Here is a 19,880-nt window from a genome sequence, read left to right on the forward strand (position 1 = left end):
ATAATGAGCGAGCGTGTCCCGTTGCATACCGAACGCGTTGCAACGTTGCTCACGGTGCCCGGCTACACGACCAGAAGGACGCCCGACGCCAGAAGAAGCGCCAGCACGATTTTCCGGAACGCGGCCTCGTCGAGCCGCCCGAACAGTTTCATCCCGAGCCAGGTGCCGGCGAACAAGGCCGGCAATCCGATCAGGAACAGCTTGATCGCCTCAGGCGTGATCGCGCCTCTGGCGCCGATCCACAAGGCGCTCATGGCGAAGATCGCAACCGCCACCGGCTGAAACACCGTGCGCTGCACCTCCTTGGGCCAGCCGCGCAGGCCGCACCAGATCGTCACCAGGATTCCGGCAAGCCCGGTGATGCCGCCGAGCACGCCGTTGAGGAAGCCTATGCCGGCGTCGGCCGCGGCGCCGCCAGCTTTCACCGCGGGGATGGCCGGGCGCAGCAGCGCGTAGAGACTGTAGAGCACCAGGAAGGCGCCGACGCCCATGCGCAGATGGGCGGGGTTCGCCCAGGTCAGGATGCCGACACCGACGGGAACGCCGAGCGCGGCCCCGGCCACGAACGGCCAGAGTCGCCGCCAGTCCAGCGCGGCGCGCAGCTTCCAGACCGAATAGCCCTGCACGAGCAGCCCGAATGCGATGATCAGCGTCGCCGTTTGCAGCGGGGTGAGGATGTAGAGCCAGATCGCCGATACGACGAGGCCGAAGGCGAAGCCGGAGAGGCCGGCGACCAGCGCACCGGCAAACGTCGCGAGAAGAAACAGCGGCAGTTCGAGTGTCGTTCCATCCATGTGCCCGCTCCATAAAAAAGCGAGCAGCGCTTGAATGGGATCGCCATTTGACGGGGAGGCTGCGATTTCCCCGCGTTCAGGTTATGCCCGGCATGGCCGCATGCGCAAGATGCATCGTCATGACTGCTTGCGATGACCGCGCTGCTGACAATTGCCGCCATGCTGACAGTTGTCGCCATCCGGCAGAAAGATTCGCACGACAAAGGGTTTTTGCTGTCGCGCCGACCTATCGTGATCATATGTTCAGCCAAGCGCTGCGGTTGATGGCGCGTTGAATGCGGAGAGTCCGCGTGGGCGAATGGGTTGGGGTCGCGATCGCGCTGGTCTCGAGTTGCCTCGGCGGGACTGCGGCGGCGATCACGCGCTATCTCGCCGGCAACACCGATCCGATTACGCTTGCGATCCTGCGCTGGGGAATCGGCTTTTGTTGCGTACTGCCGGCGGCGCTGTTGCTGAAGGCGCGATGGCCGAAGCGCGCGGACTGGCCCGCCGTCGCCGCCCTCGGCTTTTGTTTCTTCGGCGTGTTCTTCGTTCTCTACAACATCGCGATGTCCTACACGACCGCGGCGCGCGCCAGCCTCGCGCTGGCGACGCTGCCGCTGCACACGATGGTGGTCGGCGCGATACTTGGTATCGAGCCGCTGACGAAACGGAAATCGATCGGGGTCTGCATTGCGGTGCTCGGTGTTGCTGCCGCACTTGCAACGGGATTGTCGGCCGCGCCGCCGGGAGCCTGGCGCGGCGAGCTGATCATGACCGCGGCAGTATTGTGCATGGCGTTCTACAATGTCTGGTCTCGTCCCTTCATCCAGCGATCGAGCGCGCTTGGCTTCCTCACCGTCGGCATGGGAACGGGCGCCGCAGCCCTGGTCCTGGTCGGCTCGTTGACGGGAAGCGTGGCGGCATTGAGCCAGTTCAGCACGCCGCAATGGATCGCCGGCATCTATCTCGGCATTGCCGGCGGCGCGCTGGCGTTCATCCTGTGGGTGCTGGCGCTGGAACGGGCGTCGCCCACCCGGGTCGCAAATACCATGACGGTCAATCCGCTCGCGGCGGGGCTGCTGGCTACGCAGTTGGTCGGAGAGCCGATCACGCCCAACCTCGTGCTCGGGCTTGTCGCGGTGTTCGCCGGAATCTGGATCGCAACATCGGAGGTCAGGAAGCCTTGAACGCGCGATGCTCACGCCGCCGCGATGGCCTCGATCTCGATCAGGAAATCCGGACCGTAGAGTTTCGATACTTCGACCAGCGTCACGGCGGGCGCCGCCGGCGGCGTCACCGAGGCAAAGAAGCGGTTTCGGGCTTCGCGGTAGCGAGCGAGATTATCCATATCGGTGAGAAATACCGTGAGCTTTACCAGATTGGCCGGCGTGCACCCGCGGGCCTCCAGCGCAATCGTGAGATTCCGAAACACCTGTCCCGCCTGGGCTGCAAAATCGTTCCTGCCGACCACATTGCCGTCGCGATCGAGCGCGGTCTGGCCGGCGATGAAGATGATGCGCTCCGCCTTCACCTCGACGATCTGTGAATAGCCGGGCGGCGAGCCGAGTTCGGGCGGATTGATGCGGGTGATCATTCAGACGTCCTTCTCTTTCGTTACGCTTCGAGGCGGCGGCGCCCGCAGCAAGCTCAGCGCCAGCAGCGCGGAGAGACTGAGCGCCGACGACACGATCAGGATGCGGCTACCCATGACGTCGATCAAGAGGCTGAAAGCCAATGGCGCGCCGGCCTGCGCGATCCGCGCCGGAGCGCCGATGATCCCCAGGCGATAGGCATAATTTTTCGGCCCGAAGATTGCTAGCGGCATCGTGCCGCGCGCAATGGTCAGGATGCCGTTGCCGGTGCCGTGAAAGACAGCAAAGACGCTGGCCGCGCCGCCGCCGAACAGTCCGATGATGGCTGCACCGATCGGATGCGTGAGGCAGGCGAGCCGCCCCGACACCAGCGGGTGATACCGCGACAGAAAGCTCGCCTCGAAGATCCGCGCTGCCACCTGCGACGGACCAATCAGCGCGCCGGCCGCCACCGCCTGCAGCGAGGTCGCGCCGGCGGCTTCCAAAATCCGCGGCAAATGCGCGGCCATCGCGCCGGTGACGCTCCACGCTGCGGCGAAGGCAAACGCCAACAGGATCATGGTGCGGTCGAGCGGAATGTGCGGTTTGACGGCGGCGGCAACCGCAGCCTTCGCGCCGGCAACAGGCGGCAGCATCAGCCAGTTGATCGGCAGGCCGATCAGGATGTGCGCCGCCGCCCACGCAAAGCAGGTGTTGCGCCAGCCGATCGTCTCCAGCCCCCACGCGGTCAGCGGCCACCCCACCGTCGAGGCGAAGCCCGCGATCAGGGTGATGCCGGTGATCGAACGCCGCGCCGCGTCGCCGTAGATGCGGCCGAGCGCGCCGAAGGCGGCGTCGTAGAGACCCGCACCCATGCCGATGCCGAGCAGAAGCCAGGCGGCGAGCAGCACCGGTATCGAATAGGTAAGGCCGAGCAGCGCTAGTCCCGCGGCCAGCACGACGTTGGAAATCGACAATACGGACCGGCCGCCGACCAGGTCGATCTGCCGGCCGATGCGCGGTCCGAGCATGGCCGAAATGACCAGCGATGCGGAGAAGGCGGCAAAGATCCAGTTCGAGGAGACGCCGAGATCGCGCGCGATCGGATCGGCGAGGATGGCGGGCAGGTAATAGCTCGAGGCCCAGGCCAGGGTCTGTGTGGTGCCGAGCGCGACAATGATGGAAAACTGGTTGCGGTTCACGGCTGTTGAGTCTCTCTTCTCGACCAATAGAGCGCCAGCGGCCCGAGCAGGATCCCCCCCGCCAGCACCGAAAATGCCGCCATCCAGGCCGACGAACTTTGCGGTCCCCCCGCAGCGTCCAGCGCAATACCCACCGCCCACGCGCCAAGCGCGGAAAGGCTGAAGCCGACGGTGGAATGCATCGCCATGGTCGCGCCGCGATATTGCGGGTCCGCAGCCATCGACATGCCCGAGGTTAATGCGCCGGAATCGGCGGGGACCGTGATGGCATAGACCAGCATCAAGGGCAGCAGCAGCCAGGGTGATCTGTCGGCGCATATACCGATCAGAAGCGCTATGGCGGCGGAGGAGAACATCACCGCTGCGACGGCGCGGTGGCGGCCGAACCTGAGCGCGAACTCATTGCCGAGAATGCTCGCGGGCATCGCGAGCAGCGAGAACACGACGCTGACCACGATCGGCGTTAAGATCGAGGCGTCTGAATTTCTTAGCGAGACAAAGGTCCAGAACGCCACGATCCAGGTTCTGATGCCGTAGAGCTCGAAACAATGTGCGCCGTAGCCGAGGACGAACCCCATGGCTTTCTTGTTCTGGACCACCGGCGCGAAATCCAGCAGGCGTCCGGTCGCCGGCTTCGGCTCGACCGGCCGCAGCAGGAAGCAGACGGTGAGCATCAGGAGCGGCCCGGCGGCCGTGACAAAGAATGCGCTGCGCCAGCCCCAGGCTTCCGCGACGAGTTGGGAAACCAGGAACGACAGGCCGACCCCGAACGAGAAACTCGACGTGTAAAGCGTGATCGAACGGGATGAATCGCCTGGCGCGAGCCGGTCCGTGAGCGCCTTGAGGCCCGGCATATAGGCCCCCGCAAAGCCGACGCCGGCGATTGCGTTGAATAGGGCGCCCGACCACAGCCCGGTTGCGAACAGGCCGAACAGCAATGTGCCGAGCGCGCTCAGCGCCGAGCCAGCGATCAGGATTTTGCGCGCGTCCATGCGGTCGGTCAGCGTCGCCAGCACCGGCACGGTCAGCATGTAGCCGGCGGCGCCGGAGCCCGCCAGCAGTCCGGCTTGCGCCCCGCTTAGATGCCATTCCGGAATCAGGAATGCCGCAAGGATGGAAGGCACGACGACGTGCGGGAGCAGGCTGCCAAGCTGCCCCAGGCACATCGCAACAATGACGGATCGGCCTTCCAGAAAAATTCCGTTCACTCCCTATTGATCAGGAGGCGCAGCCGCACCCCGTCTTGCCGTCCTGCTTTGCTTTCTCATCCGCGACGCAACAAGCGTCAACATCAGATAATGCAGGGCCGCCGCAACAATTGCTGGCATCTGGCGCGAGCGACCGGCTGCAGACACCGGTCTCCGGCAGCACAAGTTCGACCCGCTCCGCGGCCTCGCGGTCGCCGGCGATGTCGGCTGCAATCGAGCGCACCTGTTCGTATCCCGTAAGCATCAGGAAGGTCGGTGCGCGGCCGTAGGATTTCATGCCCGCGAAATAGAAGCCGGGTTCATCCTGGGCCAGTTCGCGGGCGCCGTGTGGCCGCACGGTGCCGCAGCTATGTTCGTTGGGGTCGATCAGCTGGGCCAGCGCGACCGGGCATTCGATCGCCGGATCGAGCCGGATGCGCAACTCGCGCGCAAAGTCGAGGTCCGGGCGAAAGCCTGTCGCGACGATGAGTTCGTCGACCACGGTCCGACGGGCGCTGCAGCCCGATATGGCACCGACGACGAGGCGAGGGCCGTCGGCGATGAGATGCGAGACACGAAATTCGCTTTCCACCTTGATCCGGCCCGCCGTTACCAGTGCGGCGAAGGCGGCGCCAAGTTCGCCGCGGGCGACCAGCTTGTCATTGGCGGCGCCGCCGAAAGCCTTGGCGGGATCGCTGCCGCGCAGCAGCCAGATCGGCCGGGTTTTAGGTACTTCTGCCGCAAGCTTCGCCAGATCGGTCAGCGTGCCGATCGCGGAATGCCCGGCACCCAGCACTGCTACGGTCTTGCCGGCATAGCGCGCGCGGTCCTTACCCAATATGTCGGGCATGCCGTAGGCGATTCTGTCAGTGGCCTCTTGTTCGCCGATGGCGGGGAGGCCGTTCGCGCCCGCCGGATTCGGCGAATGCCAAGTGCCGGATACGTCGATGACCGCATCGGCCTTGATGATCTCAGGGCCTTTCCCGTTCTGATACCGGATTTCGAACGGCGCCGCTTCGCGGCCCTTGGTCTTGAGCTTGTCGAAGCCCGCCCGGCTGATACCGGTGACGCGGCTCGACGTGCGAATGTAGGGCTTGAGCGCGGTGTTGTTGGCGAGCGGCTCGAGATAGCGCTCCACCATCTCCGCGCCCGTCGGGTACTGGTCGGGTTCGGGAGAGTTCCAGCCGGTCGTCGCCAACAGGTGCGCCGCCGCCTTGTCGACGTTGTATTCCCATGGCGAGAACAGTTGAACATGGCCCCATTGCCGCATGGCGTGGCCGACAGTGTCGCCGGCTTCCAGCACGATCGGCTGCAGGCCGCGCTCCAGCACACGGGCGGCGGCGGCAAGGCCGACCGGCCCGGCTCCGATGATAGCGACGGTCTTCGCTTCGCTCACGGCATTCTCCCATAGAACTGGAAATATCGAAATATAGGTCACAAACGATGATGCTTATGCCGCCGACTTGGCATCCTTTGTTTCGGAGCTTTCGGTGCAGCATTCGGCGACCAGAAAACCCACCAGCTCCCGCATCACTTCGTAGTTGGCGTGGCAGATCAGCGTGGTCGCATCGCGCACCTGGGTTACGAGGCCGACTACCACCAGCGCCTTGATGTGGTGGGAGAGGGTGGAGGGCGCGATCTTCAGTTTCTCCTGCAGGCGCCCAACCGCAAGCCCGGCGCCACCGGCACGGATCAGTGCGCGATAGATCCTGAGCCGGGTCGGATTGCCCAGCGCTTCGAGGTGAGCGGCGGCGTCGTCGATTTTCATAAAGGCACCCTCTCACGCGAATTCAGACCTGTCAACCGTATTTCTAGAAACATCGAAATAGATGGCGACGGGCAGCTTCTGGCGTTCGGGTTGACAGGAGATAACATATCGATAAGTCTGGATATATGGAATCAGAACGGGCCATCCTCGCGCTGGCGGCGCTTGCCCAATCCACCCGGCTCGATGTGTTTCGCTTGCTGGCGAAGCACGAGCCGGAGGGGCTCGCGGCCGGCGACATCGCCAAGGCACTCGCGGTGCCGCAAAATACCATGTCGTCGCATCTGGCGATTTTGTCCCGCGCCGGGCTGGTGACGGCGCAGCGCTTCAGCCGATCGATTGTCTACCGCGCTGATCTCAAGGTCTTTCAGGCCGTAGTCCTGTTCATGCTGCGGGATTGCTGCGACGGCCGTCCTGAAATCTGCGGGCCATTGATCGAAGATCTCATGCCTTGCTGCCCGCCAAAGACGAGGAGGAAAGCGCATGTCTGAGCGCGTCTACAACGTTCTCTTCCTGTGTACCGGAAACACCGCCCGTTCGATCCTGGCGGAATCGATCCTCCGAAAGGACGGTCACCGCAACTTCCGCGCCTTCTCCGCTGGCGGTCAGCCAAAGGGGATGGTCAATCCGTTTGCGATCAAGGTGCTCAACCGGCTCGATTACCCCACGGACGAATTGCGCTCGAAGAGCTGGGAAGAGTTTGCGCACAGCGACGCACCCGTGATGGATTTCGTCTTTACGGTTTGCGACAACGCGGCCGGTGAGTCCTGTCCGATATGGCCGGGGCAACCGATGACGGCGCATTGGGGTATCGAGGACCCGGCGGCGGCGGAGGGCACCGACATTGAGAAGGAAGCGGCCTTCGTCGCGGCGTTCCGGTATCTCAAGAATCGAATCGCCGCCTTTACGAGCCTGCCGCTGGAGAGCATCGACGCCCTGTCGCTGGGGACGCGGCTGCGCGACATCGGCCGCATCGCAGGCTCGACGTCCAGCCAGAATAGGGCGAGCTGATGCAGGAATTTGATTTGCCGCGCCGGCTCGCCGCCGAAGCTCTCGGCACCGCGCTGTTGGTCGCGACCGTGGTCGGCTCCGGCATCATGGCCGAAACTTTGACAAAGGACGTCGCGCTTGCGCTGCTCGGCAATACGCTGCCGACCGGCGCGATCCTGGTGGTTCTCATCAGCATTCTCGGGCCCATCTCGGGTGCGCATTTCAATCCCGCGGTATCGCTGGTCTTTGCCTTGAAAGGCGAGCTGACGCCGCGCGATGCGCTCGGTTACGTGGCTGCGCAGGTCGCGAGCGGGCTTGCCGGAACCATGATCGCGCATGCGATGTTCGCGCTGCCGCTAATCGACGCCTCGCTGAAAATGCGAACCGGTGGCGCGCAATGGTTCGCCGAGGGCGTCGCCGCCTTCGGCCTGGTGGCGACCATCCTCGCCGGCATCAGGTTCAACCGCACGGCGGTGCCCTGGCTGGTCGGCCTCTACATCACGGCGGCCTACTGGTTTACGGCCTCGACCTCGTTTGCCAATCCCGCCGTTGCAATCGCGCGCTCGATGACCAATACGTTTTCGGGCATTCGTCCCGCCGATCTTCCCGGCTTTATCGCGGCCGAGCTCTGCGGCGCGGTCGTCGCGCTGATCTTCATGAACTGGCTGCTGCGCGGGGCAGGCGAGGCGGCAACGACCAAGGAGGCTCAGCCATGAGCGTGACCATCTATCACAATCCCGCCTGCGGCACCTCGCGCAATACGCTGGCGATGATCCGGCAGAGCGGCGAGGAGCCCGACGTGATCGAGTACCTGAAGACCCCGCCGAGCCGCGCGCGGCTGGTCGAGCTGATCGGCGCGCTCGGCATCTCGCCGCGCGAGCTGCTGCGCGAAAAGGGCACGCCCTACGCCGAGCTTGGCCTGGCCGATCCCAAATGGAGCGACGACGAGCTGATCGACTTCATGCTTGCTCATCCGATCCTGATCAACCGGCCGATCGTGGTGACGGCGAAGGGCGTGCGGCTGTGCCGGCCGTCGGAGCTGGTGCTTGATCTGCTCGACAATCCCATCCAATCCTTCGTCAAGGAGGACGGCGAGGCGGTGACGCGCGCGAAGGGTTGAAGGGCGCGAGGCTTTCACCCGTCACGATTGCGCGGCATAATAGCGGCATGGAACTCACGCCCCGTCTGCGCCTGATGAACTGGCTGGTCAACCAGGGTCTCACAGGCCTGCCCGAAAATGATCTGATCCGCGGTTTCTGCCAACGCTGCCGCGCCGAAGGCCTCCCCGTATCGCGCGGGATGGTCTTCATCGATACGCTGCACCCGATCTTCGAGGGCCGCGGCTTTCGCTGGAACGACGCCGAGACCAACGAAAGCGACGTCTTCGAATATGGCTCGACCAACGAGGGCGAAGCCGCGCAGGCATGGCGCAGTTCGATCTTCTACCACATGCTCGAAAACGGTCATGAGGAACTGCCGGTCGACCTCGGCGATGGCGGGACTCACAGGTTCAAGTTCGTAAACGAACTCGCCGAGAAGGGCCACAAGCATCTGGTGGCCTATGTGCATCAGTTCGGCGAAGCCGGCACCATGGGGCAGATGGACTGCGTCTACTCCTATTGGGTGACGAGGCACGACGAGGGATTTGGCGCGCAGGGCCTGGCGGCGCTGCGCGATCTCGTGCCGGTGCTGGGGCTGGCGATCAAATCCGCGGCGCAGGCCGACATCACCAAGACGCTCGGGCGCGTCTATCTCGGGCGCGACGCGGCCGAGCAGGTGCTGCGCGGGCGGATCGCGCGCGGTGTCACCGAACGCATCAACACGGTGCTATGGTTTTCCGACCTGCGCGGCTCGACCGCGATCAGCGAGAGCATCGATCCCGGCGAGATCATCCCGTTCCTCAACGATTATGCGCAAGCCTCGATCGACGCCATCCATGACGCCGGCGGCGAGGTGCTGAAGCTGATCGGCGATGGCGTGCTGGCGATGTTCACCCATGACAACATGGCGGTGGCAAAACGCACAGCACTTCGCGCCGAACATCGCTTCCGCCGCAACATGAAGGCGCTCACCGCCCGCCGCGCGGCCGAAAACCGGCCGGTTACCACGGCCCATGTCGGCCTGCATGTCGGCGAGGTGTTTTACGGCAATATCGGCAGCGACGACCGGCTCGACTTCACCGTGGTGGGGCCGGCCGTCAACGAGGTCAGCCGCATCGCCTCGATGTGCCGCTCGGTCGACCGTGAACTCCTGATGTCGTCGGCGTTTCGCGCCGGCCTCGATGCCGCCGGGCGAAACTATCTGGTGTCCACCGGCCGCTACGCCCTGCGCGGCATCGGCCGCGCGCAGGACCTCTACACGCTCGATCCGGATATTGCCGCGGACGAGGTGGTGGCGGGGAAGTACGAGCGGTATCTGGCTGGCTAGGCCTGTTTTGGCTCCGTCATTGCGAGCCACCCGGTCGGCAACTGCTAGCACCGCGCCGCTTCACCCACCATGTCCGGCTGCTGCGCCAGCGAGACGGCAGGCGACAGTAGGATCACCATCGCCTGCGCGGCGAAGATAATGGCCGCCAAATAGAGGCAGGCTTCGGCGCCATAGAGCCCGCCGACGATGGCGCCGAGCGCGGAGCCGAGCGGGCGGGCGCCGTAGCTCATGATGTTGATGGCGGAGACGCGGCCCAAGAGGGACGGCGGCGTCACCGATTGCCGCAGCGTCGTGGTCGAGATCACCCACAGGATCGGGCCAACGCCGAGCAGGAAGAAGCTCAAGCCCGCCAGCCATGGCGTCGGCAGGATGGTCGTCAGCGCCATCACCACTGCGGCGACGAAGCCGGTGACAGGCCCGAGCCCGATCACGGTTCCGAAGGCGAGCCGCTTCATCACCCGCGTCGCCGCGAGCGCACCGGCGACCATGCCGACGCCATACATCCCAAGCGTCACGCCGACGCCGGTCGCCGATAGCCCGAGGTGGCGCACGGCGTAGGGCACGAAGACGGCAAGCAGCAGGAACGACGCCGTGTTGAAGATGAATTGCGTGATGAACACCGGCCGCAGCAGCGGATGATGCAGCACGAACGCGGCGCCTTCCTTGATTTCCTGCAGCGGATGGCGGCGCGGGGCAGGGGCGCGGGTCGGTTCATAGATGCCCGACAGCAGCACGACCGCGATCACGGACAACGCCGCGGCAAAGCCAAAGGCGGGGGCTGCGCCAACCCATCCGACGAGCACGCCGCCGAGCGCCGGACCGCTGGCGAACGCGATCGTGCGCGCGAGTTCAATCCGTGCATTGGCTGCAGGCAATTGTTCCGAGGTGACCAGCGACGGCACCAAAGCGGGTGCGGCGACGCTGTAAGCGACCGTTCCGCAGACTGCGATGAAGCCGAGTAACGAGAGCAGCGGCAGCGTCATTTGGCCGAGCCAGATCAGCAGCAGAATTCCGGCCAGCGCCGCGGCCCGCAGCGCCTCGGAGCCCGCCATCACCCAGCGCCGCGAGATGCGGTCGGCGAGGAGCCCTGCGGGGATCGCGAACAGGATGAAGGGTAACGTCAGCGCGGTCTGCAGCAGGCCGGTCTGGCCTTCGCCGACCCCGAGCAGCAGCACCGCGACGATGGGCGCTGCGGCCAGCGCGATCTGTTCGGCCGACTGCGCGGCGAGGTTGGACCAGGCCAGCCGGTTGAAGGTTGCGGGCAGGCGAGGCGTCGCATCGGCTGACATGGTTGTGTTCCCTGAAAGATTCGATTTTCACCTCATTGTCTGGCCTGAGGACGATCCAACCCACCCGTTTCCCGACAAGCTTTCCTGCAAACAAAAAACCTCCACACGCGAACGTGTGGAGGTATTTCACCTTCCGTCCTGGCCGGGCTTTATCCGGCGCGTCCTTCCTGCTGACGGATTCGCATCAAATGTCGAACAGGAAATCGTGCTTGGTGAGTTCATGAGGCCGCACGCCGGCCAGTTCGATCCGGTCGTCACCGACCTGGACCACCGTGTTGCCATGGTCGCCCCAGATTTTCACATCATGAAAGTCCAGTCGGCCGGCATTCTTGAATACCAGCAGGTCGATGCCTGGGTCGAAGTCGGTGATCTTGGCTTTGGTGGAGCCGAAATCAAACACGAATCGGTCAGCGCCGTCATTCCCCGTCATCGTCTGCTTGCCGGTTCCGGCGAACAGGTAATCGCCCTGCGGACCGCCGATCAACGTGTCGTTGCCATTGGAGCCGATGACGATCTGGCGGGCTTCGGGATCTTCGGACTCCACGCCGCCGGCAACGCCGGTGTGCCGCACATAGGTGACGAAGACATCGTCCTGGATATGCTTGGTGTCGGTATTGCGCAGAATGATATCTGCCAGCGTCGTGCCTTTGATCGCGGCCAACGTCTTGGAATCGAACCCCTGATTCTCAAACCAGAACCGGTCGCCATCGCGCAGCGCCTCGAACTGCATCGTAAGGATGGCCTGGAAGGTTTCGCCGACAAGCGCGCCAGCGACATGATTTTCCGACAGGCCGCCGGTCCACAGGCCGACATTGTTGACATTGCCGTAAGCCGCTTTCAGTCCGGCCAGCGTCTCCGGGTCGCTCGTGATCTGGCTGAAATCCGTGTAGGGGTCGAGGCCGAGTGCTTCACGGGTCTGGTTGAGCGTGCCGAGGCCAAGGTCGCGCGCGCGCTGGATATTGATCGCGGCGAGATCCAGCGACACCGGTGGATCGAAAAGAAAATTGCGCAGGTCGTCGACGATGCGCGCATCGAGCGCCTGCGACGGATCGGCGGCGAGGTGGCGCAATTGTCCGTCGGCGCCGCCATTGTCGATGAAGTTTGCCGCCGGCTGGAAGAACACGTCCTTCAGGTCTTCCTCGGAGCCGGCGATGACTTCGCCGTTTTCCGCCAGGCCTTCGGTTTCGCCCGACACGATCGAATGCCCGAAGCGGAACGCCGCGGCGACGAATTCCAGCGACAAATGGGGATCGACATTGGCGTCATAGCCGTCGTAGGGCGTGAGCGCGTTCTTGCCGACGAGGTTTGGCAGGAACTCCGAATAGGTGATGTTGGCGATTTCCGCCGTCACGATGGCGCGGGCGTGATTGTAGAGCTGGTCGCCGCTCCAGTTCGGGTGCTCGAGGTGCAGCTTGTCGACCTGATAGTTGTGTTCGCGCACGAACAGCGTTTGCAGCGCGGTGAGCGCCGGATTCTCCGCGGCGCGGGGGTCGCCGGCCACGACCATGCCGTTGATGATCGGCAGGTTGTTGCCCTGCGACGTCAGCATGTGGCCGTCGGCGGTGCGCAGGCTGGCGGCGGTCGCGGCGCTGGACCCATAGACCATCGAGGCATCTAGCCAGGCGGTATTGGAATTGACCGCCATGGCCGGATTGGATGTGCCCGCACCGGTCGTGGGATCGGTGACGGCGCGGGTGATCGGAATGATGGTGCCGGCGGGAAGCACGGGATCATCAGCGGGAACCACCACGCTGATGTCGCTGACGCCATCCGTCCGGGTCAGCGTCATGTCGTGATCGATGAACTGGCCCCAGGCGTACATGAAGGCGGAGACGCCTTCCGGGTTCGCTACATCAGGGTCGCCGGCGCCGACCACAAGATTGCTGATGGTGCGCGGATTGTTGCCGCCGAGCGGGACGGAGATGCCGTCGGCGAAATGCGCCTCGCCGATGCGCCCGAATTCGGTGCCGGCGGCGTTGAGGGTGGTATCGGATCGATTGTTCTGCGAACCGTCGAAGCTGCGGTATTCGATATTTGCCGGCTGCGGACCCGGCTGGCACGGCGAATCGTGATGGCCATGCCCGGCATGCGACTCATGCGGCCGGTGCGAATGGCCGAAAAAATCACCGAAGTGAAAATCGTCATGGCCTCGGTCGTGGTCTCCCCAAGTCCGCTTGAACTGGCGCATTCGGCAGCTCCCTCAGTTGCAATTGCGAATTATTCGCAATTACTGTCACTAATGAGAGGCATTTGCAATAAGGAAGGACACGATGAGGTGGGCAAGAATACCGGATGACCTTTGCTCCCTCCGTCATTCCGGGGCGCGCCTCTTGGCGCGAGCCCGGAATCCATCGGACCGCACACTCTGCAGTGAAATGGATTCCGGGCTCGCGCTTCGCGCGCCCCGGAATGACGAGAAGTGCACGACGGCCGAGGCCCGCCTGCAATCCCACCTGTTTCCCAACAAGGCGCAGGCGAGAGAGGTCAAGAAAAAGGCCCGCCGCGTCACTGCGGCAGGCCTCGATTGACGTCGATTTGAGCGGCGTTCGGGCCGCTTGATTACGATTTGGGACCGAGCGTCGCCTTGCCGGTTCCCGAGATGGTCGCCGGCGGCGTCAACATCTCATCTGCATCTTCCATGGCGGGCGGTTCGGAGGGAGCTGCCAGTTGCTGTGCTGCCAGCGCATTGGTCAGAGTGGTCAGCGCGTCCGGGCCGGCGGCGAAGCCGCCCTCGGCGAGGATCTTGTCGATGATTGGCTTGAACGCCGAGACCGACAGCAACTGCGCGGCAAGGCCGTCGCCGAGGCCGAGACCGTTGCCATGGCCGTTCATGGCGCCGTTGCCCCCGCCGCGGCCGAGCATGCCGCCGGTGTCGAAGATCCGGATGTCCGAAATCTTCTCGATCGGCTTGACCGCTTCGGCCAGCGCATTCGGGATGATGTTGATGCGCGCGAGATTGATGTCGTACTCGATCATGTCAGCGGAGAGCTTGTTGCGGGCTTCCGCCTTCAACGCCGCCACCTCGGCCTCGGCCTGGCCGAGCGATTTGACACCGGTGGCCCGGGTGATCGCGGCTTCGGCATCGGCCTTGGCCAGCACGCTGATGGCTTCCGCCTTGTTGTTGGCGGCCTGGTTTTCGGCTTCGGCCATCACGGTGATCGGCATCGCCTCGGTCTCGGCGGCCTTGCGCGCCGCGATCACGTTGATGATCTTGTCGCGTTCGGCGATTTCGACGGCTTTGGCGGTGGTGACCTTTTCCTCGGCCGCAATCGCGAGCGCACGCGCGGTCTCGGCGACGGTCTGGGCTTCCGATTGCTCCTTGCTCTTGGTCGCGACCGCGATCGCGCTTTCCTGCGCGACGATCTGCAGATCGCGTTCCATTTCGGTGTTGCGCCGTTTCACCGCGAGATCGGCTTCAATCTTTCGCGTGTCGCGCGCCTGATTGGCTTCGGTCTGCTTGTTGGCGACCGCCAGTTCCTGCTGAATGCGGTATTCGGCCTCGTTCTGCACCGCGGTCTGCTCGACCTGTGCGGTTTGCGCGCGCATTGCGGCGGTCTTGTTGGCGATGTCGCGCTGCTGCGCCAGTTCCGCCTCGCGCTTGGTGGCCTCGATCGTCAGCGTGGTCTGGCGAGCGACCAGGTCCTGCTGCGCGATGTTGACCTCGGTGGTGCGGACGATCTGGTTGCGCTCCTGTTCGCGCTCCCTGGTGATCTTGGTCAGGGTCGTCAGGCCGTGGGCGTCGAAGAAATTGCTCGGGTTGAAATGCTTGATGTCGCTCTGGTCGAGCCGCGTCAGCGACACCGACTCGAGCTCGAGGCCGTTGTTCTGGATGTCGGCGCCGACCGCCTCCTGCACTGATTTCACGAAGGTGGCGCGCTGCTCCTGCAGTTCTTCGAGGTTCATGGTGGCGGCCACCGAACGAAGGCCGTCGACGAATTTGGCCTCGATCAGCTCGCGCAGCTCGCCCGCATTGTTGGTGCGGCTGCCCAGCGTCTGCGCGGCGAGCGCGATCGACGAGGCATCGGGTTTGACGCGGACGTAGAATTCGGCGCCGATGTCGACGCGCATACGATCCTTGGTGATCAGCGAATCCGGGCCGCCGCGCGTGACCTCGAGCCGCAGCGTCTTCAGGTTGACCGCGGCGGTCGAGTGGAAAACCGGAAGCACGATCGAACCGCCGTCGAGGACAACCTTCTGGCCACCGAGGCCGGTGCGGACATAGGCTTCGTCACGCGTCGAGCGGCGGTAGAGTTTGGCAAGCAGGAGACCGATAACAAGAACGACAATGACGCCAATAGCGACGGGTACTGCAAGTTCCCACATGTTTTAAGCCCTGTCTGAACGTTGTTGCGCAATGAGGTCGGCTGGAGCGGAAATGGCGATAAAGCTCTTGGCGTCACGGTCGACCAGCAACACGCTGGCGCCGACCGGAAGCGGCGTGGATTCGGGACTGGCGCGTGCCACCAGAGAATGCCAGTTGCCGAAGACATCCTTGAGACGGACGCGGCCGGGCAGCCCCTGGTCGAGCGGGCCGATCGAAACTTCGGCGACGTGACCGATGAAATCGGCCTCTTCCACCGCATAGGTCTCGTCGCGCGGGATGATGCGGGCGATGCCGCGGCTGGTGACCCGGATGACGGGAATACTGCAGGCCGCGGCGGCGAGCGCCGCGATCGGGGTCGGGACCGAGAGTCCCGCACCGTGCGAGAGGCCTTGCAGGAAGAATCCCGCGATCGCGAACACGCCGAGCGCGAGGATGATCAGGATCAATAGCGGCAGACGTCCCGCGTTGATCCACAGGAACAGGCCGCCGAGGCCGTTGCCATAGTCGGCCTCGACCGTGACTTCCTTGCCAACAAGTTCGCTGATCGAGAAGCCGACCAGCGTTGCCAGCAATTCGATGCCGCCGAGCGCCAGCATGATTGCTGCAGCCACGGCGAAGGGCCGCACGTCCGGCGCTAGCAGGATGTCGGTCAGGGCACTCATTGCTGCGATTTGATCCTTTCAAGGCGGGCCGCGATTTCCTTTTCGCGGTGCAACCGGTCGAGTTCGTCAAGTTCCTTGTCGCCGGGCACGCCGGCCGCCGGCACGCCGGTGACGCGTGCGATCGCCGCCATTGCCCGATCGGGGCTTACTGTTTTAGTCGCGCCAGCCCCGCGTCCGGTTTCCTGCGGCGAATGCTTTTCGAGGCTCGCTTCGAGATCGGCGAGACGGGTTTCGGCTTCACGCCGCGCGCCAAGCATCGCTTGTAACGCCTTGGTCTGCTCGTCGATTTCGAGTTCGATGAAATCCATCGCGCGTTCCAGCGCGGTGCCCTGGGATTCCAGATCAATTTGCCGTGCGACGCCGGCGCGCGCGAGATCCTCACGGTTTTCTGCAACTGCAAGACGAATCTTGTCGGTTAGCCCGGCGATTTCGGCATCGAGTTCCTCGCGACGGCGCTTGAGGCGGAATTCCTCGGCGCGCGATTTGCCGAGCGCATGGCGCGCTTCGTCGGCGCCGGCATCGATTTCACGGATCGCCTGTTTGACCAGCGCGACCTTGTTGCTGTTCTCGACATTATCGATGGTCTCGCTGGCGATGGCGGCAAGAAGTCTACCCATACGTGCAAGGATACCCTCGTGAACCATGGTCTTCTCCTCCGGTGCTGTGGATTTCGATTTGACGGCGATGTGGATTTCGTAAGTGCGGCCGTCCGAGACCAAGTGAGCCGGGAAGGGACTTTCCCAGCCGGCAAGATAGCCGGGTATTTCGAACGGCACCAAGACACGTCCATGGACAGTGCTAATCGTCAGTGAAGTTGGTCCCTTGATCGCAAACAACTTGTCGTCGAGCGGGATTTTGCGCACCGCCGTATCAGCCACGTAGCCGGCGCGGTCACGGAGGCCGAGCGTTACCAGACGGGCCGGCAGGCCGGTCTCGATGCGAATCTTTTCGTAAGCTTGGGCGTGAAGGGCGACGAGGTTGGCGCCAACCGGCGCAACTTCGGCGAGGATCGCCATCATCCGATCGTAGGCGGCAAAGGTCGCCTCAATGGCGGTGATACCGGCCTCGTCGGGGACAAGGGCGTATCGCAGCGTGGCCGTAGGCGTCTCGACCGGGATCTTGATCATGCTTTCTATCATAAAGCACTTCCTTAGTGCTTTTCGAGAGGCCTTGCCGGTATCATTTTCGTGATTGCTAGATGCAGTTGCAAATGAGTTGCAATAAGGATGGAGATCGGCCATCTTGGTGAGATGGACGCCCGAACGCCCGCATTGGGCCCGAAGACCCCGATTGAGAGTGTATCGATGTCCGACACGACTGCTGCCGGCTGGCGCGCTGACGCCGCCGCTGGCACTCAGCTAAGCCTGCCTGAGGTCAATTCGACCATCTCGGTGCCCTTTGGCGGGCATTGGTCGCGCCGGCTGCTGGCCTTCCTCGGCCCCGGCTATTTGGTCTCCGTCGGTTATATGGACCCGGGCAACTGGGCGACCGACCTCGCGGGTGGATCGAAGTTCGGCTACACGCTGCTGTCGGTGATCCTGCTGTCGAACCTGATGGCGATCCTGCTGCAGGCGCTCGCCGCGCGGCTCGGCATCGTCACCGACCGCGACCTGGCGCAGGCCTGCCGCGCCAGCTTTTCCCGACCGGTGAACTTCCTGCTCTGGGTGGCCTGCGAGGCCGCGATCATCGCCTGCGACCTTGCGGAAGTGATCGGCACCGCGATTGCGTTGAAACTTCTGTTCGGGATCCCCCTGATCAGCGGCGCGCTGATCACCGCGCTCGACGCCTTCCTGCTGCTGCTGTTGATGAACAAGGGTTTTCGTTTCCTCGAAGCCTTTGTCATCTCGCTGCTGATCGTGATTGGTGTCTGCTTTGCGATCCAGATCGTGGCTGCCGCCCCGCCGGTGGCCGGGGTGCTGAAGGGCTTTATGCCCTCGACCGAGATCGTCACCAATCCTGAAATGCTCTACATCGCCATCGGCATCATCGGCGCCACCGTGATGCCGCATAACCTCTATTTGCACTCCTCGATCGTGCAGACCCGCGCCTATGAACGTAACGACAAGGGCCGCCGCGAGGCGATCAAATGGGCGACGACGGATTCGACCATCGCCTTGATGCTGGCGCTGTTCATCAACGCCGCGATCCTGATCGTCGCCGCCGCCACCTTCCATGCGACCGGCCGCACCGAGGTCGCCGAGATCGGCCAGGCATATGAACTGCTATCGCCGCTACTCGGGCTCGGCATCGCTTCCACCCTGTTCGCGGTAGCGCTGCTCGCCTCCGGCCTCAATTCGACGGTGACGGCGACACTGGCCGGCCAGATCGTGATGGAAGGTTTTCTGCATCTGCGCCTGCCGAGCTGGGCGCGGCGGCTGCTGACGCGCGGCGTCGCCATCGTTCCGGTCGTGATCGTCACCGCGCTCTATGGCGAGCGCGGCACCAGCCAGCTTCTGGTTTTCAGCCAGGTCGTGCTGTCGATGCAATTGCCGTTCGCGGTGATCCCGCTGGTGAGGTTCGTTTCCGACCGGCGCAAGATGGGCAAGTTTGCCATCTCCCGCACCGTGGCGGCGGTGGCGTGGATCGTCGCCGGCATCATCGTCGCGCTGAACGTGAAGCTGTTGTTTGAGACGTTCCTCGGGTGAGGAGTTCGTAGCCCGGATGGAGCGAAGCGCAATCCGGGAATCTTGATGTGGCCCCGGATTTCGCTGCGCTCCATCCGGGCTACGAGAGCTTCCTAATCCTGCGGCTCGGACAGCATTTCGCCCGATGCGTCGACCCGCAGCCAGCCTGACGGTGCCAGCCGCTGCTGCGGCAGGAAGCGGCCCTTGTAGTCCATCTTCTTGGAGCCCTCGATCCAGTAGCCGAGATAGACATAAGGCAGCCCGAGCCGGCGAGCGCGGGTGATGTGGTCGAGGATCATGAAGGTGCCGAGCGAGCGGCTCTGCTGCGACGGCTCGAAGAACGAATACACCATCGACAGTCCGTCGCTGAGCACGTCCGTCAGCGCCACCGCGATCAGTTCCTCGCCGCGCCCGGTGATGCCGGTATCGACGCCACGCTTGCGGTATTCGATGATGCGGGTCTCGACATGGCTGTCTTCCACCATCATCGCGTAGTCGAGCACGGTCATGTCGGCCATGCCGCCGTGGCGGTGGCGCCTGTCGAGATAGGCGCGGAATACCGAATACTGCTCCGACGTCGGCACCGCGCTGCGCTGCTCGCCGACGATGTCGGCATTACGCGCCAGAACCTTCTTGAAATTGCGCGAGGGGCGGAATTCGTTGGCGATCACGCGCACGGAAACGCAGGCGCGGCACTGGTCGCAGGCCGGGCGGTAGGCGATCGACTGGCTGCGGCGGAAGCCGCCATGGGTCAGGAGGTCGTTGAGGTCGCCGGCCTTGTCGCCGACCAGATGCGTGAACACCTTGCGCTCGTGCCGGCCCGGCAGGTAGGGGCAGGGCGAGGGCGCCGTCAGGTAGAATTGCGGGGTGTCACGCGAGTGCTGGGTCACGTCGGTTCGTCAGGCCTCCGAAACAAATCAACCATAGCGCTTTCGCGCGAAGTAGACACCGGTTCGCGTTAAGAAAACGCGTCAAAACGAAAAAAGCGCCGGCCCGGCCCCTGATTCATTTCCGGGCCGGACCGGCTCTAACATCGCGCCCCGAGGGCGGACGGTCAATTGGT

21 protein-coding genes are annotated in these 19,880 nt (G+C 64.0%); 9 read left to right on the plus strand and 12 right to left on the minus strand.

Annotation, left to right across the window (positions count from 1 at the left end):
- Positions 1-62 precede the first annotated feature (62 nt).
- The gene (locus IVB05_RS18630) at positions 63-794 is read right to left on the minus strand and encodes a sulfite exporter TauE/SafE family protein (RefSeq protein WP_247786075.1); all 732 of its coding nucleotides are present in this window, start codon (positions 792-794) and stop codon (positions 63-65) included.
- 132 nt (positions 795-926) lie between these two features.
- Between IVB05_RS18630 and IVB05_RS43525 the strand changes: the two genes are divergently transcribed.
- The gene (locus IVB05_RS43525) at positions 927-1,058 is read left to right on the plus strand and encodes a hypothetical protein (RefSeq protein WP_256473368.1); all 132 of its coding nucleotides are present in this window, start codon (positions 927-929) and stop codon (positions 1,056-1,058) included.
- A gap of 26 nt (positions 1,059-1,084) precedes the next feature.
- Complete coding sequence (locus tag IVB05_RS18635) at positions 1,085-1,963, plus strand: DMT family transporter (RefSeq protein ID WP_247786076.1); 879 nt, start codon at positions 1,085-1,087, stop codon at positions 1,961-1,963.
- 11 nt (positions 1,964-1,974) lie between these two features.
- On the opposite strand, the gene IVB05_RS18640 is transcribed toward IVB05_RS18635, so the two are convergent.
- The 5 genes from IVB05_RS18640 to IVB05_RS18660 are packed head-to-tail and all read right to left on the minus strand — an operon-like array spanning position 1,975 to position 6,504.
- A complete protein-coding gene (locus tag IVB05_RS18640; RefSeq protein ID WP_247786077.1) occupies positions 1,975-2,370 on the minus strand; it encodes a RidA family protein in 396 nt (131 codons plus the stop codon).
- The gene (locus IVB05_RS18645; RefSeq protein WP_247786078.1) at positions 2,371-3,549 is read right to left on the minus strand and encodes an MFS transporter; all 1,179 of its coding nucleotides are present in this window, start codon (positions 3,547-3,549) and stop codon (positions 2,371-2,373) included.
- A complete protein-coding gene (locus IVB05_RS18650; protein ID WP_247786786.1) occupies positions 3,546-4,715 on the minus strand; it encodes an MFS transporter in 1,170 nt (389 codons plus the stop codon). The genes IVB05_RS18645 and IVB05_RS18650 overlap by 4 nt, the downstream gene beginning before the upstream one ends.
- A 52-nt stretch (positions 4,716-4,767) precedes the next feature.
- Entirely contained in the window at positions 4,768-6,132 is a 1,365-nt protein-coding gene (locus tag IVB05_RS18655; RefSeq protein ID WP_247786079.1) for an NAD(P)-binding domain-containing protein, read from the minus strand.
- Between the two features lie 54 nt (positions 6,133-6,186).
- Positions 6,187-6,504: a metalloregulator ArsR/SmtB family transcription factor gene (locus IVB05_RS18660; RefSeq protein WP_247786080.1), complete on the minus strand. Its 318-nt coding sequence runs from the start codon at positions 6,502-6,504 to the stop codon at positions 6,187-6,189.
- 125 nt (positions 6,505-6,629) lie between these two features.
- Between IVB05_RS18660 and IVB05_RS18665 the strand changes: the two genes are divergently transcribed.
- From IVB05_RS18665 to IVB05_RS18685, 5 genes are read left to right on the plus strand one after another with little or no spacing between them, the layout of a single operon-like run.
- On the plus strand, positions 6,630-6,992 hold the full coding sequence (locus IVB05_RS18665) for a metalloregulator ArsR/SmtB family transcription factor (protein WP_247786081.1): 363 nt from the start codon (positions 6,630-6,632) through the stop codon (positions 6,990-6,992).
- Positions 6,985-7,512 carry an arsenate reductase ArsC gene (locus tag IVB05_RS18670; protein WP_247786082.1) on the plus strand — a complete coding sequence of 176 codons (528 nt, stop codon included), beginning with the start codon at positions 6,985-6,987 and terminating at the stop codon, positions 7,510-7,512. Before IVB05_RS18665 ends, IVB05_RS18670 begins: the two co-directional genes overlap by 8 nt.
- Positions 7,512-8,207, plus strand: coding sequence for an MIP/aquaporin family protein (locus tag IVB05_RS18675; RefSeq protein ID WP_247786083.1), 696 nt, complete (start codon positions 7,512-7,514; stop codon positions 8,205-8,207). The genes IVB05_RS18670 and IVB05_RS18675 overlap by 1 nt, the downstream gene beginning before the upstream one ends.
- Positions 8,204-8,611, plus strand: a complete 408-nt coding sequence (gene arsC / locus IVB05_RS18680) for an arsenate reductase (glutaredoxin) (protein ID WP_247786084.1) — start codon at positions 8,204-8,206, stop codon at positions 8,609-8,611. The genes IVB05_RS18675 and arsC overlap by 4 nt, the downstream gene beginning before the upstream one ends.
- Before the next feature lie 47 nt (positions 8,612-8,658).
- On the plus strand, positions 8,659-9,918 hold the full coding sequence (locus IVB05_RS18685) for an adenylate/guanylate cyclase domain-containing protein (RefSeq protein ID WP_247786085.1): 1,260 nt from the start codon (positions 8,659-8,661) through the stop codon (positions 9,916-9,918).
- 44 nt (positions 9,919-9,962) lie between these two features.
- Here IVB05_RS18685 and IVB05_RS18690 read toward each other — a convergent pair whose 3' ends face one another.
- Both IVB05_RS18690 and IVB05_RS18695 read right to left on the minus strand, forming a co-directional pair.
- A complete protein-coding gene (locus IVB05_RS18690) occupies positions 9,963-11,207 on the minus strand; it encodes an MFS transporter (protein ID WP_247786086.1) in 1,245 nt (414 codons plus the stop codon).
- Positions 11,208-11,391: 184 nt separating this feature from the next.
- Positions 11,392-13,395: a peroxidase family protein gene (locus IVB05_RS18695; protein ID WP_247786087.1), complete on the minus strand. Its 2,004-nt coding sequence runs from the start codon at positions 13,393-13,395 to the stop codon at positions 11,392-11,394.
- A 187-nt stretch (positions 13,396-13,582) separates the two neighbouring features.
- On the opposite strand from IVB05_RS18695, the gene IVB05_RS18700 reads away from it, so the two are divergent.
- On the plus strand, positions 13,583-13,735 hold the full coding sequence (locus tag IVB05_RS18700; protein WP_247786088.1) for a hypothetical protein: 153 nt from the start codon (positions 13,583-13,585) through the stop codon (positions 13,733-13,735).
- Positions 13,736-13,766: 31 nt separating this feature from the next.
- On the opposite strand, the gene IVB05_RS18705 is transcribed toward IVB05_RS18700, so the two are convergent.
- Genes IVB05_RS18705 through IVB05_RS18715 form a run of 3 tightly spaced genes read right to left on the minus strand, consistent with a single transcriptional unit; the run spans position 13,767 to position 17,320 of the window.
- Complete coding sequence (locus tag IVB05_RS18705; protein WP_247786089.1) at positions 13,767-15,530, minus strand: flotillin domain-containing protein; 1,764 nt, start codon at positions 15,528-15,530, stop codon at positions 13,767-13,769.
- A 3-nt stretch (positions 15,531-15,533) separates the two neighbouring features.
- The gene (locus IVB05_RS18710) at positions 15,534-16,193 is read right to left on the minus strand and encodes an OB-fold-containig protein (RefSeq protein WP_247786090.1); all 660 of its coding nucleotides are present in this window, start codon (positions 16,191-16,193) and stop codon (positions 15,534-15,536) included.
- Positions 16,190-17,320 carry a PspA/IM30 family protein gene (locus IVB05_RS18715; RefSeq protein ID WP_247786091.1) on the minus strand — a complete coding sequence of 377 codons (1,131 nt, stop codon included), beginning with the start codon at positions 17,318-17,320 and terminating at the stop codon, positions 16,190-16,192. The genes IVB05_RS18710 and IVB05_RS18715 overlap by 4 nt, the downstream gene beginning before the upstream one ends.
- A 177-nt stretch (positions 17,321-17,497) precedes the next feature.
- Between IVB05_RS18715 and IVB05_RS18720 the strand changes: the two genes are divergently transcribed.
- On the plus strand, positions 17,498-18,838 hold the full coding sequence (locus IVB05_RS18720) for an Nramp family divalent metal transporter (RefSeq protein WP_247786092.1): 1,341 nt from the start codon (positions 17,498-17,500) through the stop codon (positions 18,836-18,838).
- A gap of 92 nt (positions 18,839-18,930) precedes the next feature.
- Here the strand turns inward: IVB05_RS18720 and IVB05_RS18725 are convergent, their stop codons facing one another.
- A complete protein-coding gene (locus IVB05_RS18725) occupies positions 18,931-19,707 on the minus strand; it encodes an arginyltransferase (protein WP_247786093.1) in 777 nt (258 codons plus the stop codon).
- Positions 19,708-19,880 lie beyond the last annotated feature (173 nt).

It is taken from the genome of Bradyrhizobium sp. 170, assembly GCF_023101085.1.
Taxonomy (GTDB): domain Bacteria; phylum Pseudomonadota; class Alphaproteobacteria; order Rhizobiales; family Xanthobacteraceae; genus Bradyrhizobium.

Bases quoted from the DNA above. Each gene is read 5' to 3' on its own strand.
- IVB05_RS18650 (WP_247786786.1), bottom strand. From the start codon at position 4,715: ATGTGCCTGGGGCAGCTTGGCAGCCTGCTCCCGCACGTCGTCGTGCCT.
- IVB05_RS18630 (WP_247786075.1), bottom strand. From the start codon at position 794: ATGGATGGAACGACACTCGAACTGCCGCTGTTTCTTCTCGCGACGTTT.
- IVB05_RS18640 (WP_247786077.1), bottom strand. From the start codon at position 2,370: ATGATCACCCGCATCAATCCGCCCGAACTCGGCTCGCCGCCCGGCTAT.
- IVB05_RS18675 (WP_247786083.1), top strand. From the start codon at position 7,512: ATGCAGGAATTTGATTTGCCGCGCCGGCTCGCCGCCGAAGCTCTCGGC.
- IVB05_RS18700 (WP_247786088.1), top strand. From the start codon at position 13,583: ATGGATTCCGGGCTCGCGCTTCGCGCGCCCCGGAATGACGAGAAGTGC.
- IVB05_RS18715 (WP_247786091.1), bottom strand. From the start codon at position 17,320: ATGATCAAGATCCCGGTCGAGACGCCTACGGCCACGCTGCGATACGCC.
- IVB05_RS18665 (WP_247786081.1), top strand. From the start codon at position 6,630: ATGGAATCAGAACGGGCCATCCTCGCGCTGGCGGCGCTTGCCCAATCC.
- IVB05_RS18720 (WP_247786092.1), top strand. From the start codon at position 17,498: ATGTCCGACACGACTGCTGCCGGCTGGCGCGCTGACGCCGCCGCTGGC.
- IVB05_RS18705 (WP_247786089.1), bottom strand. From the start codon at position 15,530: ATGTGGGAACTTGCAGTACCCGTCGCTATTGGCGTCATTGTCGTTCTT.
- IVB05_RS18685 (WP_247786085.1), top strand. From the start codon at position 8,659: ATGGAACTCACGCCCCGTCTGCGCCTGATGAACTGGCTGGTCAACCAG.
- arsC (WP_247786084.1), top strand. From the start codon at position 8,204: ATGAGCGTGACCATCTATCACAATCCCGCCTGCGGCACCTCGCGCAAT.
- IVB05_RS18710 (WP_247786090.1), bottom strand. From the start codon at position 16,193: ATGAGTGCCCTGACCGACATCCTGCTAGCGCCGGACGTGCGGCCCTTC.
- IVB05_RS18690 (WP_247786086.1), bottom strand. From the start codon at position 11,207: ATGTCAGCCGATGCGACGCCTCGCCTGCCCGCAACCTTCAACCGGCTG.
- IVB05_RS18695 (WP_247786087.1), bottom strand. From the start codon at position 13,395: ATGCGCCAGTTCAAGCGGACTTGGGGAGACCACGACCGAGGCCATGAC.
- IVB05_RS43525 (WP_256473368.1), top strand. From the start codon at position 927: ATGACCGCGCTGCTGACAATTGCCGCCATGCTGACAGTTGTCGCCATC.
- IVB05_RS18660 (WP_247786080.1), bottom strand. From the start codon at position 6,504: ATGAAAATCGACGACGCCGCCGCTCACCTCGAAGCGCTGGGCAATCCG.
- IVB05_RS18670 (WP_247786082.1), top strand. From the start codon at position 6,985: ATGTCTGAGCGCGTCTACAACGTTCTCTTCCTGTGTACCGGAAACACC.